General features: G+C 52.7%; 8 protein-coding genes. All 8 read left to right on the top strand.

All coding sequences use genetic code 11. The features are described from left to right. The first annotated feature begins 262 nt into the window (after positions 1 to 262). A complete protein-coding gene (locus D888_RS0112905) occupies positions 263 to 1,234 on the top strand; it encodes a TAXI family TRAP transporter solute-binding subunit (RefSeq protein WP_020676974.1) in 972 nt (323 codons plus the stop codon). A gap of 133 nt (positions 1,235 to 1,367) precedes the next feature. Then, positions 1,368 to 3,458: a TRAP transporter permease gene (locus D888_RS0112900; protein ID WP_020676973.1), complete on the top strand. Its 2,091-nt coding sequence runs from the start codon at positions 1,368 to 1,370 to the stop codon at positions 3,456 to 3,458. A gap of 19 nt (positions 3,459 to 3,477) precedes the next feature. Beyond that, the gene (locus tag D888_RS0112895) at positions 3,478 to 3,966 is read left to right on the top strand and encodes a universal stress protein (RefSeq protein WP_020676972.1); all 489 of its coding nucleotides are present in this window, start codon (positions 3,478 to 3,480) and stop codon (positions 3,964 to 3,966) included. Between the two features lie 36 nt (positions 3,967 to 4,002). Next, positions 4,003 to 6,999 carry an NAD-glutamate dehydrogenase domain-containing protein gene (locus tag D888_RS0112890; protein ID WP_020676971.1) on the top strand — a complete coding sequence of 999 codons (2,997 nt, stop codon included), beginning with the start codon at positions 4,003 to 4,005 and terminating at the stop codon, positions 6,997 to 6,999. Between the two features lie 74 nt (positions 7,000 to 7,073). Then, complete coding sequence (locus tag D888_RS0112885) at positions 7,074 to 8,363, top strand: pyridoxal phosphate-dependent aminotransferase (protein ID WP_026362377.1); 1,290 nt, start codon at positions 7,074 to 7,076, stop codon at positions 8,361 to 8,363. Positions 8,364 to 9,041: 678 nt separating this feature from the next. Next, positions 9,042 to 9,926 (top strand): CheR family methyltransferase, encoded by an 885-nt coding sequence (locus tag D888_RS0112880; RefSeq protein WP_026362376.1) that lies wholly within the window; start codon positions 9,042 to 9,044, stop codon positions 9,924 to 9,926. A gap of 21 nt (positions 9,927 to 9,947) precedes the next feature. Further along, the gene (locus tag D888_RS23215) at positions 9,948 to 14,030 is read left to right on the top strand and encodes a response regulator (RefSeq protein WP_020676968.1); all 4,083 of its coding nucleotides are present in this window, start codon (positions 9,948 to 9,950) and stop codon (positions 14,028 to 14,030) included. Between the two features lie 21 nt (positions 14,031 to 14,051). Continuing rightward, positions 14,052 to 16,403: a response regulator gene (locus tag D888_RS0112870; RefSeq protein WP_020676967.1), complete on the top strand. Its 2,352-nt coding sequence runs from the start codon at positions 14,052 to 14,054 to the stop codon at positions 16,401 to 16,403. Positions 16,404 to 16,730: the final 327 nt, after the last annotated feature.

Genomic DNA, 16,730 nt, shown 5'->3' with positions numbered 1-16,730 from the left:
TAACCCTGTTTCTTCCCATCTCTCGGCAATTCTGACTCCCCAGGCTCGAGGCGCCTCCGTTTGCTCTTGCTCCTATAACCCTGGCTATACCCCCCTTGTTCTTTAGATTTTCAATACTCTTCGTAATATCGCTTTAAAAACAATAGGTTAAGGAGTTTTCTTGATCTGGCACCCGAATTGCTAAACCAATGTTCTGAATTGAGACATCCCCGGCGGGCACATTTCGTGAGCCGTCACAACAACGGAAGTTTTGGAGGATAAAATGAAAAACCTGCTTTACATCGCCCTGGCGTTGACGATTGCCGTCACTATGGTCCCGGTAAACGGCTTTGCTGCCCAACGTTATGTGACAATCGGCACCGGCGGCGTAACCGGCGTCTATTATCCGACCGGCGGCGCTATCGCTAAAATGGTGAATCAGAAGCGCAAAGAATACAATTTGCGCGCCACAGTCGAATCGACCGGCGGTTCGGTTTTTAATGTCAATGCGGTCATGACCGGAGACCTGGAGTTCGGGATCGTTCAGTCCGATCGTCAGTATCAGGCCTATCATGGCACGGCTGATTGGGAGGGCAAGCCGCAGACCAAGCTGCGCGCCGTTTTCTCGATCCACCCCGAACTGGTCACCATCGTGGCTGCTGCTGACAAAAACATCAAGACCGTCGCCGATCTCAAAGGTAAGGTCGTAAATATCGGCAACCCCGGTTCCGGTCAGCGTGGAAACGCTATCGATCTGTTCGAAGCTGCCGGCATTGATTACAACAAGGATCTCCAGGCCGAGGGCCTGAAGGCCGCTGAGTCGGCTGGCATGCTGCAGGACGGCCGCATTGATGCGTTCTTCTATACTGTCGGTCATCCCAACGGTTCGGTTAAGGAAGCTGTCGCCGGCGCGCGCAAGGTCAATTTTGTTGCAGTCCCCGCCGATATCACTGACAAGCTGGTCAAAAAATTCCCTTATTATGCCAAGGGCGATATCCCTGTCGAAATGTATCCTGGCGTGGCCAATACGACCGACGTCCCGACCTTCGGGGTTAAGGCGACTCTGGTTACCAACGCCGATGTGCCAGACGATATTGTCTATGCGATCACCAAAGAGGTGTTTGAGAACTTCGAAGATTTCAAAAAACTGCACCCGGCATACGCGCACCTGACCAAGAAGCAGATGCTTGAAGGGATGAGCGCTCCGATTCACCCCGGTGCCATGAAGTACTATAAGGAAGCTGGTCTGATGTAGGGACTTGCCGGTCTCGGAGGCAGGCAGCTGCCTGCCTCCGAGACCTTTCCGTTTTTTTGGCAAAAGGCTTCCATAAGGACGCCTTTTGCCAAAATGACGGAGGAGTTTTTGTACGCATTTAAGGAGATATCAGATGTCCGGAGTGACCGATCTACCATTGGATGATGGGATTGAGGCGGCGCGTAAGATCGCTGAGGAAGAAGAGCTTGGCCTGCGTCGTGCCGGTGGCTGGCAGCGCCTGGTGGTGCCGACCATCGCTATGTGCTGGTCCCTGTTTCAGCTCTCGCTGTCCAGTTGGCTGATGCTCGATTCGACCTATATCCGCGCCATTCACCTCGCCTTCGCCCTGTCGCTGATCTTTCTTTCCTACCCGGCCCTGCGTCGTGACGTGGCGACACCGGGGCTGCGCTGGATGGGAGAGAAGCACAAGATTCCGCTCGTCGATATGGTTCTGGCCGTCGTCTCGGTGCTCGCCGCGCTGTACATTGTTTTCGACTATGAGGGGCTGGCGTCCCGGGTTGGTCTGCCGATCTCCCGCGATCTACTGATTGGCGGTTTGCTGATCCTCATCCTGCTTGAGGCGACCCGCCGGGTCATGGGGGTGGCCCTGCCGGCTATCGCCATCGCCTTCAGTTGCTACCTCTTCTTTGCCCCGCATATGCCCGATTTCATGGCCTTCAAGGGGGCTAGCGTCACGCGGTTCATCGGACAGATCGCGCTGACCACCGAAGGGATCTACGGTATTCCGCTCGATGTCTCGGCGCGCATCGTCTTTCTGTTTGTGCTGTTTGGAACCCTGCTTGAGCGTGCCGGCGCCGGGCGTTTCTTCATCGATCTGGCCATGAGCCTGCTTGGACGCTACAAAGGTGGACCGGCCAAGGCGGCGGTGCTGTCGAGTGGCCTGACCGGTATGATCTCGGGCTCGTCAATTGCCAACGTGGTGACCTGTGGCACCTTTACCATTCCGTTGATGAAGAAGGTCGGTTACCCGGCCGAGAAGGCCGCCGCGATCGAGGTGGCCGCCGCCGTCGACGGTCAGATTATGCCGCCGATCATGGGGGCCGCGGCCTTCATCATCGCCGAGTACGTCAACGTCCCTTACCTGGAAGTCTGCAAGGCGGCAGCCATTCCGGCCTTTGCTTCTTACGCCACGCTCTTCTATCTGACCCACATCGAGGCTGGTAAGCTCGGTCTGATGGGACTGCCCAAGGCCGATCTGCCGCGCTTCTTCAAAACCCTGCTCAGCGGGCTGCACTTTATTCTGCCAGTCGGGGTTCTCCTTTATGAACTGATCATTCCGCGTCACTCACCTGACCTTTCAGCCTTTCATGCGACCCTCGCCCTGTTTCTGGTGATGCTCGTCCAGCATGCGGTGCGCGCCAAATTCAAAGGCGGGGATGTGGTCGCGGGTTTCTTTCAGGGCGCGCGGGATATCCGCGATGGCATGATCGCCGGAGCACGTAATATGGTGGGGGTGGCGGCTGCCTGTGCCGCCGCCGGGATTATCGTCGGTGGGGTTACTATGGGGATCGGCGGCATGATCACCGAGATTATTGCCAGTTTGAGCGGTGGCAACATCTTTATCATGCTGGTGATCACCGCCATCGCCAGCCTGCTGCTCGGGATGGGGCTGCCGACCACCGCAACCTACATTGTCATGGCTTCGCTGACCGCCCCGGTCATCGTTCATATCGCCGGGGCTCAGGGCTTCTTCGTGCCGCTGATCTCGGCGCACCTGTTCTGCTTCTATTTCGGAATCCTTGCGGATGACACGCCGCCGGTCGGGCTCGCGGCCTATGCCGCAGCGGCCATCGCCAAGTCCGATCCGATCAAGACCGGCTTCCAGTCTTTCTACTACGATATCCGCGCCGCGATTCTGCCGTTTATGTTCATCTTCAACACCGATATCCTGCTCTGGCATATAAACAGCTGGACCACGGCGCTGGTCATCTTTGCCATGACATGCCTGGGGACTTTCGCCTTCGCCTCCCTGACCCAGGGTTATTTTATCGCCCGCAACCGCTGGTACGAGATGCCGATCCTGATCGCCATCAGCGCCATCATGTTCCGCCCCGGATTCTTCGCCGAGGCGATGGGCCTGGGACCGAATAAACACTGGCTCTACCTGATCGGCATCGGGTTGTGGATATTGCTCTATCTGCTGCAGAAGCCGCGTGCCGATCGTGAGACGGCTAAATTATTAACCGGCACTGCAGGCGCATAACCATGGAGGTTCAAGCATTATGATTCCAGTCTACAGAAGAATCCTTTACGCGACCGATCTGTCGGTCAGCGCACCTTCGGTGTTCAAGCATGTTATTGCCGCCGCGCGCGCTAACGATGCACGGATCAACATCCTGCATGTGCTGCCTGAAGTTGATGCCGCTATGATCAACTATGTCGCGACTATCATGGGGGCCGACAAGCTGGCGGCCGCCGAGATCAGCCATAAGGATGAAGTTGCAGCCAATCTGCTGAAACGACTCAAAGAGTTTGCCGCTGAAGAGTTGGCCGATCATCCCGAGGATCTGGAACGGATTGATTCCATAGATGTTTTATCAGGGCAACCGGCGTCGACGATTCTGAGCGAAGCGCGCAAGAGCCAGGCTGATCTGCTGATCATCGGGACCCACGGCAAGGGTCGATTGGAATACGCTTTTTTAGGAAGCGTGGCACAAAAGATAATGCGTCGCGCCGAAATTCCGGTTATGCTTGTCCCTTTACCCCATTGAAATGGCCGACTCACCGATATCAAAGAGGATATCTACATGACCGAGACAGAAAAAAGCCGCTGGTTCCGTCAGGTTTCTAAATCGATCACCGCGCGTTGTCTGGACGCGGGCGCCAATCTGCAATGGATACAGGAGCAGATGCACGCCTATCTGTCGGTGACCATGCATGATGAAGCAGAGGCGATCGGATCACTCGCGATCCAGTTGCCTTACCTGAAACGCAATAAGCGCCTGGTGTTGCGTGACACCGACAAAACCCTGATCCTCGCCCGGTTGAATAAGCCGGGTTCTCTTTATCAGACCCTGCGTCTGCTGCGGGAGCGCGAAATCTCCTATGCGCAGTTCACTCATTCTTATTCTCCTGTTCCGGGGATGAGTGAAGAACTGGAATTGCAGCGCTTTGAGTTTGATCGCCGGACCGCCGAAGAGATTACGGGCGCCGGTGAGCAGCGCATTCCCCAGCGCTTGCAGCGCGAGGTCAAAAATGCGCTGAAAGAACACTATCCGAAATATGATTTTTCACGTCTTGATAAGGAGATTCGCCTGCTCTGGATCAATAATGAGAGCTATGTGCGAGTGTCCCCCCCGCGTCGGGTTGCCCAGATCCTCTGGCTGTATCAGCAGGCGGTGCAGGGCGGCGGGATCTATTTTGACGCCGAGCCGGCTGGAGAGCCGCAGGATGAACCTGAGTACCGCATTCTGTTCGCTGCCGGAAACCCGCCGCAGCTCGATTTTCTCGAGCAGATCATGGAGGTCTATAAACGTCTCGGTCTGGGGATCGAGCGGGCCTACCTGCTGACCATTCATAACGGTCTGCATACCTACTTTCTCGGTACCTTCTACCTGCGTGGCGAGGGGAAAATGCTACTGGCTAAGGATGGCTTTCTCTACAACCAGCTCGAAGAAGAGCTGTTCAATACCCAGATCCTGTCAACTATGTCGGAAACCTATCAACGGTTTTTGATGACCGACAAGATGACGGGTGTCGATGCCGCACTGACCAATGCCTTCGCCAGCTTCTGTCATACTTCACTGGCCCACAATCAGCCGGACCGCTTCGGCTACCAGGAGGTTGAAAACGCTTTTATCTCGGACCTTGAGATGACGCTGCGGCTGGTAGCGCTCTTCCGGCTGCGGTTTGAGCCTCATCTCCCCGGCCGCGACGAAAACTACACGCGCGAGCAGCTGGCTCTTGCTCAGTCGATTGATGATTACAATACGGGACATGCCTATCTCGACAGTATCCGCCGCACGGTCTATCGCTGTGCCCTGACCTTTATCACTAACACCCTGAAGACTAATTTCTTCGTCGCTGGAAAGCATGCCCTCGCCTTCCGTCTCAATCCGGAGTACCTCACTGAGCTGGGGGTAGAATTTACCGACGATTTGCCTCCGGAACGCCCCTTTCGGGTGACCTTCTTTTTCGGGCGGCACGGTTGTGGTTATCATATCGGCTTCTCTGATATCGCGCGTGGCGGCTGGCGCACGGTGCTGGCAAAAAACCGTGATGATTTTACCACCAGCTGCAATACCCTGTTCCGCGAAAACTATGTTCTGGCCCATACCCAACACCTGAAAAACAAGGATATCTACGAAGGCGGCTCGAAGATGGTGGTGGCGCTGGATGCCGCAGATCTTGACAATCCCGAAACCTTGACCCGACGTCTGTACAAGATGCAGTACGGTTTTATTCAGGCATTTCTCGATATTTTTGTGACCGATAAAGGGATCGCGCGTGACCCACGGGTGGTCGATTACTACGGCGAAGATGAGCCGATCGAACTCGGCCCCGATGAGAACATGCATGATGAAATGATCGAGCTGATCGCGCGGATTTCAGAAAAACGCGGCTATATCCTTGGACCCGGTGTGATGTCGAGCAAGGAGTTCGGTATCAATCACAAAGAGTACGGCGTGACCTCGACCGGCGTTATCGCCTTTGCCGAGATCACCATGAGACATCTGGGTATCGATGTGCGCAAAGATCCCTTCAGCGTCAAGATTACTGGCGGTCCGGGCGGTGATGTGGCCGGCAACGGCCTGCGGATCCTGCTCGATCGTTGCCCGAAGGTGCAGATTCGCCTGATCCTCGATGGCACCGGTGCTCTGGTTGATCCTGCCGGAGCCGACCATCAGGCACTGCAGAAGGTGGTGCTGAAGTCGGATATCGACCAGTACGATCCCAACGCCCTGCATGATGGCGGGATGATGATCTTCCGCAGCCATACCAAACACGAGGGGCTGCGCGAGCTCTATCGCAAAGTCACGCGCAAAGGGGAGGAGCTGATCGAAGAATGGATCACGGTCGATGAATTTTATCGACTCTTCAATCAGCTGATTTTCGAGGTTAAAGCCGATCTGTTTATCCCGGCGGGTGGCCGTCCTGAAACGATTCATGCCGGCAACTGGCAGCAGTTTCTGATCAACGGCAAGCCGAGCGCGCGGGCCATTATCGAAGGGGCCAACTCATTTATCACCCCGGAGGCGCGCGACAAATTACAGGCCAAGGGGGTCATCATCATGCGCGATGCTTCGGCCAACAAGTGCGGGGTCATCTCCTCCTCTTACGAGATTATCGCCAATCTGTTGCTGACCGAAAAAGAGTTCTTCGCCAATAAAGAACAATATGTCGGTGATGTGCTTGAAATTCTTGAAAAGCGGGCCGCCGACGAAGCGCGCCTGATCTTCCGTCGTTATGAAGAGTTTGGCGGTACCCGCAGCTATACCGATATCTCGGCGGATCTCTCCAAAGAGATCAATGCGCATTATGCGCGGCTCTTCAACTACTTCCAGGAGCATCACGAGCTGGGGAATAAACCCCTCTACCGCAGGGCGTTACTGGCGCACCTGCCGCGTATCCTGCGGGAAAGTCCCGCTTACCGCAAGCGGATCAACAAGTTGCCGCCCAAGTATCATGCGGCGATTCTGGCGAGTGAGATTGCTTCATCGCTGGTTTATCAGGAAGATCGCGAAGCCGAATACGAACAGATGCTCAGTGGGCATCTGGAGCGACACTTTAACCACGTTAAATAAAGAACCTCGGTAAAGACTCTGGCCCGGTTGTCACAATCGGGTCAGAGTCTTTTTTTTTGCATGACAGGACAATTATGAGCTCTAACGCAAGCCACGAAATGCATCTTAATCTCAATGTCAGGGGTTTGCCCCTTTCGGCAACCCTCGAGATCAACGAACTGTCTAATCGCCTGCTCGCGACCGGAAAGCAGATCTACAAGCTCGGTCTCGGTCAATCGCCCTTTCCGGTGCCGCAGGAGGTCGTCGGTGCGCTGCAGGCCAACGCGCACCAGAAAGATTACCTGCCGGTGCGTGGTCTCCCGGCCTTGCAACAGGCGGTGGTTAATTATCTTGAACGAACTCAGGGCCTGGTTTATGAACCGCAGCAGGTTTTGATCGGACCGGGGTCGAAGGAGCTGATGTTCATCCTGCAGCTGGTCTACTATGGTGAGCTGGTGATCCCCTCCCCGAGCTGGGTTTCTTACGCGCCTCAGGCGAACATTACCGGTCGTCCGGTGCGTTGGGTACCGACGCGGGCCGAAAATAAATGGCTGCTGACTCCCGAGGAGCTGGAGAAGGTCTGCGCCGCAGATCCGTCCAAACCGCGGATAGTGATCCTTAACTATCCGAACAACCCGACCGGCTACAGCTACAGCGATGCCGAGCTGCAGGCGCTGGCTCTGGTCGCGCGCAAGTATAAAATTATCATGCTCTCCGACGAGATCTATGGTGAGCTGCAGTTTGATGGCGGTCATCGTTCCATCGCCCGCTACTACCCCGAAGGGACCATCATCAGCGGCGGGCTCAGCAAATGGTGCGGCGCTGGCGGCTGGCGGCTCGGGACCTTCGTTGCCCCGCCGGAGCTCGAATGGCTGGTTAAGGCGATGGCGACGGTTGCTTCCGAAAGCTTTACCTCGGTCAGCGCGCCGATCCAGTATGCGGCGGTGCGCGCCTTCGAAGGCGGGGAAGCGATCGAACGTTACCTCTGGCAGTCGCGGCGCATCCTTAAGGCCCTCGGCGCGAGCGTGCATGCGTCTCTTACTGAGCTCGGTTTGATGCTGCCGCAACTTGATGGCGGCTTCTATGCCTTCCCTGATTTCAGCCCGTTAGGCGAGCGCCTCGAAAAACGTGGCATTACCACCAGCGCGCAACTTTGCACAAGACTGCTCGAGGAAACCGGCGTTGCTGTGCTGCCAGGTACCTGCTTCGGTCGTCCCGCAACCGAGTTGAGTATCCGGCTGGCTTATGTCGATTTTGATGGCACAAGGACGTTGGCTGCAGCTGAACTGGTGCCGGATGATCGAGGGTTGGATCGTGACTTCCTGCGAGCCAACTGCGGCCGGGTGCTGACCGCGATGGAACGGATGTGCGCCTGGCTTGGATAATTATCACTGTGTTAATAGCTGCATGCGGTTGAGCCTCTAAACAGTCCACTTTAATATTAAAAACGAGCCGGTCAATATACGTATTGATCGGCTCGTTTTTGGTCTGGTTGGTCGAAAAGCTTCATTCAGTAGAACTATTCAACAGGGCGCGAACTCTGCCGCTCTTTGATATTTTCGGGCCATTTGTGCAACTTAACTCCTCACTAACTATTTTTTAGTTTCTTCCCCCAAAAAAACAAATATTAAATCAAGGGGGTCCGATCTCTAATCCCCTTAAAATGACAAAAAGTAGTTTTATTTCAAATGGATATGATTTCTTGACTTGTTTTTGGTTTCAAGTAGAATAATCTAATCCTTCAAGGTATATCCTGTTCTTAGTGACCGGTGTTTTAGCCGGTCATCAGCGCCCCTACAGATGACCGATTTTCAAATCCGCGTAATTGCGCATGCTTTTTTTTGTTATTTGGGAATTGGATCTCTCTGGTTTTTGATCTGGTGCAATATCAGCGTCATCCTGGAGAGCGCATGGTAACCCTGACCAGGCTGTTATTGGTCGACATGTCTCGTGAGCGACATGAAATAAGGGGGTTTTTGCGCGTCTGTCTGCAATGTTTACTTCCGGTCCCTGCCTTGTAAGTGGCCGAGTGCGACCTTTGTCCTCTCCTTTTCCGACGCCGTATGATGAACCTGAAAGGGCAGATTATCCGTCAGCTAAACCCAGATCTTATTAATATCCTGGCCTGCTTGAAACAGACTCGGGGAATCGACTTCAGTCACTATCGTCCGCGCATGCTCGGTAGACGCGTAGCTGCACGGCTTGCAAAATTGGGAATGGATGATTACGCACTTTATCTGCAACGGCTCGAAAACGACCCTGCAGAATGTGATGAATTAATCGATGTTATAGCCATAAACGTCAGTTCATTTTTTCGTGACCCGATTGTTATTGAAATCATGAGTCAGAAAATATTGCCTGAGATGATCGAGAAAAAAAGTCACCTCGGGGTGCGCGAACTCAGAGTTTGGAGTGCTGGCTGTGCCGCTGGTGAAGAGATCTATTCTCTCGCTATCTGTATTAAGGAGGCGCTGAAAAAAAGCGATAAAACATGGGCGAATTGGACGAATTGTCTTTTTGGGACGGATATCGACAATAGCGCTTTACAGCGAGCAGCCAAAGCCGTATATCCGCGCGAAAGCCTGTTGGAGACCAAGCTGGGGGTGGTGGATAAATATTTTGAACCCCTGGCCGAGAATTTCATGCTGAAGCTCGCCATTCGCAGCATGGTGCATTTTTCTCAGGATGATCTTACCTCCGAAAAGACCGACTCTCCGGCAGAGAGTGTGTTTGGCGAATTCGATCTGATTTTTTGTCGCAATGTCCTGATTTATTTCAATCGGGACCTGCAGCTTCGTGTCCTGTCCAAGTTTTTACGGTCATTGGTCCCTGGCGGGTATCTGGTACTGGGGAGTTCTGAGACCCTTACCGAAGAGATCGCGCCCTGGTTTAAAGTTGTAGATTCGCACAATAAAATTTACCAAAAACTTACGGGTAAATTGGCTTAGGACCAAAAGGAGTGCTTACAGATGTTTGCAAGGTTTCACTTTAAATCAATGCGCAGCTGGCTGACACTCTGGTTTCTGATTTTGGGTATGTTGCCCGCAGCTATTTTCGGAGGGGTGACCTATTTCCAACGGGTTCATACCCTTCAGGAGCAGGTCTATTCCAAACTTTCAGTTATTCGCGACCTAAAGGTTCAGCAAGTGAATAACTGGATTGAGGATAGAAGCACTGATCTCAACGTTATCTCGGGTGATCCGGGGCTCGCAAGAATGGCCACGGACCTCAGTTCATCACAAGGTAACCGCGAAGATAAGCTCGATCTGGCTGCGGCCAGGAATCTTTTGCAGCGCTACGTCCTGGGACATCGATACTATGACGAGCTCTATATTGTCGATGCCATCAGTGGAAAGATTCTGCTCTCTACGGACGCGTCGCGTGAGGGACTCTCCAGGCTGAGTGACCCGTCTTTCAACGGCCCGCTAAAATCTGGAGCCACCTTTATCGAGGACATTTATTATTCAGCGGACCTTCACGCGCCTGCGATGGCGTTTTCGACGCCGATATTTGATCTTGTCAATCATGCACAAATTAACGCCATTCTGGTCGCCCGCATCGATCTGAAAGATTCTATCTATAGACTCCTGATGGATCGCACCGGAATGGGAAAAACAGGGGAGACTCTCATTGTCAGTAAGGATGGATTGGCGTTAAACGAATTAAGATGGCATGAAAACGCTCCATTGAACCTGACGATCAAAGCCCTTCCCGCAGTTCTTGCCGCGCAGGGGCGCGAAGGTGTCATTGAGGTCAATGATTATCGCGGTGTAAAAGTTCTGGCGGCTTATAAGCACATACCACGGGTAAATTGGGGATTTGTCTCAAAGCAGGATGCCGCTGAAGTCTATGCTCCGGCCAGAGAACTCTTGATGAATTTGCTGATCATTTTCGTTCTCTCCTCCGCAATCATTATTTTTTACTCTTTCGCTATTTCTAAAAGGATTGTGGGCCCACTTGTGAGCATGAAAAATGTTGCAAGCCGACAACAAAATGGCGAACTGGCAGTACGCAATGATATTCATCGCGCCGACGAGCTCGGTTTTCTGGCCAGAGCCTTCAATGAGTTGGCTGGCTCAATTGAAGCGAAAATGAATGTGCAACGTGGCAACAGTGCAATTTTTCAATCGATTATTGCGGTCGAATCGGTGCAAGAGTTCTCCCGGATACTCCTGAAGAAGTTGATCGAGATTACGGGATCGCGTCTGGCCGCATTTTACCTGCGCAGTAGCGATGGCGACAGCTTTGAAATTGTGACCTCGATCGGTACCGGACCGGACTCTTTGCCGCCTTTTAATGCCACCAGTCTGGAAGGGGAGATCGGGGTCGCGCTGGCCTCAAAACAGATCGAACTCATCCGTGATATCCCTGCCGATACCCGCTTTACCTTCAATGCAGTTGCCGGTCAGGTGCTACCGCGTGAGATCATTACCATCCCCCTTCTAGAACGCGGCGAAGTGAAGGCGGTGGTCTCACTCGCCAGTCTGCATAGTTACTCGGCTGAATGCCTGGAAATTTTGCAGGTGTGTTGGATGCCCGTGAGCAGTGCTCTGGTTAACGTGCTGGCCAATCTGAAAACCCAGAGGCAGGCGCTTGAGCTCGCGGAAAAGAACGAGGAGCTGCAAATCAATACCGAGGAATTAGTTTCCCAATCCGAGGAATTACGCGAGCAGGCGGATGAACTGCGCGGGACGGCGGCTGAACTGGAATCGCGACGCACCCAGGTCGAAGAAGCGGATCGTCTCAAGTCCGAATTTTTATCCAATATGAGCCATGAGCTGCGCACGCCATTGAACAGTGTGCTGGCCCTTTCGCAGTTGATGATCTCGCGTGGCACCGGCAAGGACCCAGACGAAGAGAAAAACTTTCTGGAAGTAATCGAAAGAAACGGTCGTCAGCTGCTGAACCTGATTAACGATATCCTCGATTTGGCCAAGATCGAATCGGGCCGCATGGATATTTTCCCCGCAGTTTTCGACGTCAATCAGGTTGTTCAGCGTGCGCTTGACACCGTCCGTCCCCTCGCCGAAAACAAAAATCTGGCAATTTCACTGAACCTTGATACGCTTCCCGCGATTGAATCCGACGAGGAGAAACTGCATCAGATCCTTTTGAACCTGCTTTCCAACGCGATCAAGTTCACCGAACAAGGGGAGATAACCCTGAACGTGACCGCAACAGCGCAGACCCTGCGCTGTGAGGTTAGCGATACCGGCATCGGTATTTTGCCGGGAGACCTGACGCACATCTTTGATGAATTCCGCCAGGCAGACGGTACGACCACACGAAAACATGAAGGGACGGGGCTGGGGCTTTCCATCTGCCAAAAGCTGGCGACATTATTGGGTGGTCAGATTCTGGTTGAAAGTACCTTTGGTCAGGGGAGCACCTTTACTCTCGAACTGCCGTTAAAAATGTCGGTGGCAAAGGTTCGAACTGCGGGTGAAAATTCGAGCATGACTGCGCTTAAAGCAGAGACTCTCCCTGGCCGTTCTATGCAGCGTACCATTCTGGTGATTGATGACGAACGCGAGGTGCGTGAACTGGTGGCCAGACATCTGAAGGCGGCAGGGTATGAAGTGATTGTCGCGTCGAGCGGCAGGCAGGGATTGCAACTGGCAAAAGAACACCACCCTTTCGCTATTACACTTGATATTCTAATGCCCGATATGGATGGCTGGGAAGTCCTCCGCGGGATTAAAAATAATCCAGATACTGCAGATATTCCAGTGACCATGCTCTCGGTCAGCGAAGACAGGGCGACGGGCGTGGCCTTGGGCGCTGCCGGATATTTGACAAAGCCGATCGACAGAAACCTGCTCTGCACCGAGTTAGAAAGGATTGGCTCTCATAAACAGGTCAAGCGCATCCTGATTGCCGATGATGATGCCGTCGCGCGTAATTATATCGAAGCAGCGCTGACTGATGAGGGTTATCTGGTCACACAGGCCGATGGTGGAGAAGCGGCACTGCGGATTGTTAAGGAATATCCGCCTGATGTGTTACTTCTTGACCTGATGATGCCCGATGTCGATGGCTATATGGTGCTGGATGAACTGCAAAAGGATCCGGTTTTGTCTGGGCTGGCGGTGATCATTCTGACGGCGAAAGATCTGACCGCCGCAGAGCGTAGTCGTCTGAAGGCGTCGGCAAAAAGGGTTATTGCCAAGGGGGTGCTCACCAATAAAAAGTTTTTGAGTGGCCTGCTTGCCACCTTGCAGCAGCTGGAGCTTGGCACAATAGGTTTGACTACACCGGTAAGGCGCAAAATACTGGTCGTGGAGGATAACGAAACTGCCGCACTCCAGGTGCGGATGGCCTTGGAGGAGAGTGGTTACAGCGTGACCTTGGCCAGTGACGGCACCGAGGGGTTGGCCAGTGTCAAAAGATCAGTGCCAGACGGTATGGTGCTTGATTTGATGATGCCCGGGGTCGATGGTTTTGAGGTGTTGGCGACCATCCGCTCTACACCCTGGACCGAGAAACTACCCGTTTTGGTTTTGACCGCTAAAGAGCTGACTGCCCAGGATCGGGCACGGCTCAAATACAATCATGTTCATCAATTGATCCAGAAGGGTTCAGTCAATAAGGCGCAACTCATCGCTGCGGTCCACTCACTGCTTGAACCAGTGCCAGCCAGGCCGGAAGTTGTCGAGGCGCAACCGCAGTTAACTCTGAGTCTGAACGCGAACAGAACCGTGCTGGTCGTTGAGGATAACCCGGATAATCTGTTTACCATCTCCTCAACCCTGGCAAATGAGGACTGTGTGATCATCGCCGCAATCGATGGCGAACAGGGGGTTGAGATGGCGGAAAAGTTGCGCCCCGGACTGATCCTGATGGATATGCATCTGCCAGTGATGAGCGGCATGGACGCGACGCAAAAGATCAAGAGTAACCCGGCGTTGGCCGGAATTCCGATTATTGCCCTGACGGCTAACGCCATGAAAGGTGATCGCGAGAAGATGCTGGCGATCGGTTGTAATGATTATTTGTCCAAGCCTTTCGATCCGGCGGATCTGCAAGCGAAGGTGCGCAAATGGCTAACCTAAAAAAGGGAGGGGGCCCGTACCATGGTTGACAAAATTGCCCTGTTGATTGTCGATGATCGCCAGGATAACCTGATCGTTCTTCGTAGTCTCGTTAAAGAATATTTTCCCCTCATCAAGATATTTACAGCTTCCAATGCCGCCGAAGGCATTCGGCTTGCCCGTGAAAATCAGATCCACTGCGCCCTGATTGATGTGCAAATGCCGGAAATGGACGGGATTGAAATGTGCCGCCAGCTGAAGGCTGACAGTCGCACCGCACAAATGTCCTTGATCCTGCTGACCGCCCATAACGCCCCGGCTCAATTTAAGGCCAGAGGGCTTGAGGCTGGGGCCGATGATTTTATTCTGCGGCCTTTTGACAATGTCGAGTTCGTCTCCAGGGTCAAAGTCATGCTGAGGGTCAAGCGCGCGGAGAACGATTTACGCGATTTAAATGGGCGCCTGGAAGCTCTGGTGGCCGAGAAGACCAGAGCATTACGTGCGAGCGAGGAGAAATACAGGGCTCTGTATGACAACGCCCCTCTCGCCTATCAGTCTCTCGACGTGAATGGTCTTGTTCTTGATGTAAATCCCGCCTGGTTGAAAGCTCTAGGCTACACCCGCGAGGAAGTGCTAGGTGAACCTTTCGCGGATTTTTTGCACCCTGATTGGATTCCCGTCCTTGAAAAGAATTTCTCCCTATTTAAGCAGCGCGGTCATATCCATGATGTTCGCTTCAGAATGAAGCACAGCGCTGGGCATTATTTAGATGTAGCGCTTGAAGGTTGTATTGGTTACCGCGAAGACGGCAGTGTGCGGCAGACCTACTGCGTTTTTCAGAATATAACCGCCCGCAAACAAGCTGAAGCGGGACTGAAGCTACTGCAGTCTGCCGTTGAGCAGGCGGCGGAAGCGATTGTGATAACGGATCAGGCTGGTTCTATCCAGTATTTAAATCCGGCCTTTGAAAAGATGACGGGCCACAGCCGGCAGGACGCTCTTGGTGAGACTTTGCGCATGTTGAACCCTAAAGGGAAGAGTGCGAAGTTTTATGCGGAGGTGCGGGATACACTTGCGCGTGGTGAAACCTGGCGTGGACGCTTCGTGAGTAAGAAAAAAGACGGTACCCTGTATACCGAAGAAACAACAATTTCGCCGGTACGTAATGAGTTGGGGGTGACGACAAATTATGTCTCCGTTAAAAATGATATCACCCAGGCCCTCGAACTTGAAGATGAGCTTCGGCAATCTCAAAAAATCCAGGCAGTTGGCCAATTGGCCGGGGGCATAGCTCACGATTTTAATAATATTTTGACCATCATCCTGGGTTACGGACATATGGTCAGTAACAGGTTAAGTCCGGAGAATAAAACCTTCAAGGATATTGAAAAAATGATGATGGCGGCTAAAAAAGCCGAAAACCTGACCCGACAACTTTTGGCTTTCAGCCGTCGACAGGTTTTTCAGATACAGACCCTTGACCTGAATCTGCTGGTGACGGATTTCAAGGACTTACTAAAGAAACTGCTGCGTGAAAATATTCAGCTGAAATTGTGCCTGTCTGACCATCCTGTATTTGTTCAGGTCGACCCGACGCAGGCTGAACAGATTCTGGTCAATCTGGTGGTGAACGCCAGGGATGCCATCGGAGAGAATGAAGGGGTTATTCGGGTGCAAGTGGGTCAGTCTGAGCTGCCGGATAAAAAACGCTATTCTTTTTTGCCGGAGCCTTATGAATCCTTTGGCCTGATTACGGTCGAGGACGACGGCTGTGGTATTCCTCTGAAGATTAAAGAGAAAATTTTTGATCCATTTTTTACGACCAAAGAACAGGGGCAGGGGACAGGGCTCGGACTCTCGACTGTTTATGGCATTGTGAAGCAATCGGGCGGCTATGTTCTTGTGAACAGTCTCCCTGGCGAGGGAACAAAATTTTCAATTTATCTGCCCGTGGCCCAGGAGGAAGTTGTTACCGAAAAAACAGAACCCGCCGGGGAACTGCTGAAGAGATCGCCCAAAAGTATTCTGGTTGTCGATGATGAGGATGCGGTTCTTTCTCTCCTTGAACAAATACTGGCAGGGGCCGGCCACACTGTTTTTCTGGGTAAAAATCCCCTTGAGGCGTTAGATTTGTGGATGGATAAAAAGGCGGATCTGGACCTTGTAATAACCGACGTCGGTCTGCCCGGGATGACCGGTACTGAGATGGCAAATAAAATATTAGCCATAAAAAAGGATACAAATATTCTTTTTATCTCTGGTTATGGCGAGCTTCACGCTAGCGCAGAAAGCCACAGAATGAATGATTTAAATTTTCTTCAAAAACCGTTTTCTCCGGAAACACTTTTGAACAAGATAGACGACATGCTTTATGGCATGGGCGCGGCATTGTGAATAAACCTGGAAAACTTTTGATCCATTTTTTCCATTAAGGCAACCGGCAGGGGAATAACATTCACTCTGCCTTTTTCTGTAGATGGATCCTCCCGCTGATTTTAAACAATAGCAGCACATAGTTGGCAGGGTTCAATGTTGCGAAAACACACATCAGGTCCCTGATGTTTCTCTCTCCAATCTCCTTTTGGAAAGTAACCCGGAAGCGGCGAATCCCGGCCGCGAGTGCGGTCGCCCTTTCATTTCTATCTCCCCGATACGCAAGGAAAGTGGTATTCTTCAAATTTACTATTGAAGAGGGACTCCTTAACTCGCAAGAGAACTTGA

Source organism: Geopsychrobacter electrodiphilus DSM 16401 (assembly GCF_000384395.1).
GTDB lineage: Bacteria > Desulfobacterota > Desulfuromonadia > Desulfuromonadales > Geopsychrobacteraceae > Geopsychrobacter > Geopsychrobacter electrodiphilus.
The sequence above is the reverse complement of the archived record's forward strand: the minus strand, read 5'-3'. Positions and strand labels throughout refer to the sequence as shown.

Coding starts and splice junctions, on each gene's coding strand:
- D888_RS0112905 (WP_020676974.1), top strand. CDS start 263: ATGAAAAACCTGCTTTACATCGCCCTGGCGTTGACGATTGCCGTCACT.
- D888_RS0112900 (WP_020676973.1), top strand. CDS start 1,368: ATGTCCGGAGTGACCGATCTACCATTGGATGATGGGATTGAGGCGGCG.
- D888_RS0112895 (WP_020676972.1), top strand. CDS start 3,478: ATGATTCCAGTCTACAGAAGAATCCTTTACGCGACCGATCTGTCGGTC.
- D888_RS0112890 (WP_020676971.1), top strand. CDS start 4,003: ATGACCGAGACAGAAAAAAGCCGCTGGTTCCGTCAGGTTTCTAAATCG.
- D888_RS0112885 (WP_026362377.1), top strand. CDS start 7,074: ATGAGCTCTAACGCAAGCCACGAAATGCATCTTAATCTCAATGTCAGG.
- D888_RS0112880 (WP_026362376.1), top strand. CDS start 9,042: ATGATGAACCTGAAAGGGCAGATTATCCGTCAGCTAAACCCAGATCTT.
- D888_RS23215 (WP_020676968.1), top strand. CDS start 9,948: ATGTTTGCAAGGTTTCACTTTAAATCAATGCGCAGCTGGCTGACACTC.
- D888_RS0112870 (WP_020676967.1), top strand. CDS start 14,052: ATGGTTGACAAAATTGCCCTGTTGATTGTCGATGATCGCCAGGATAAC.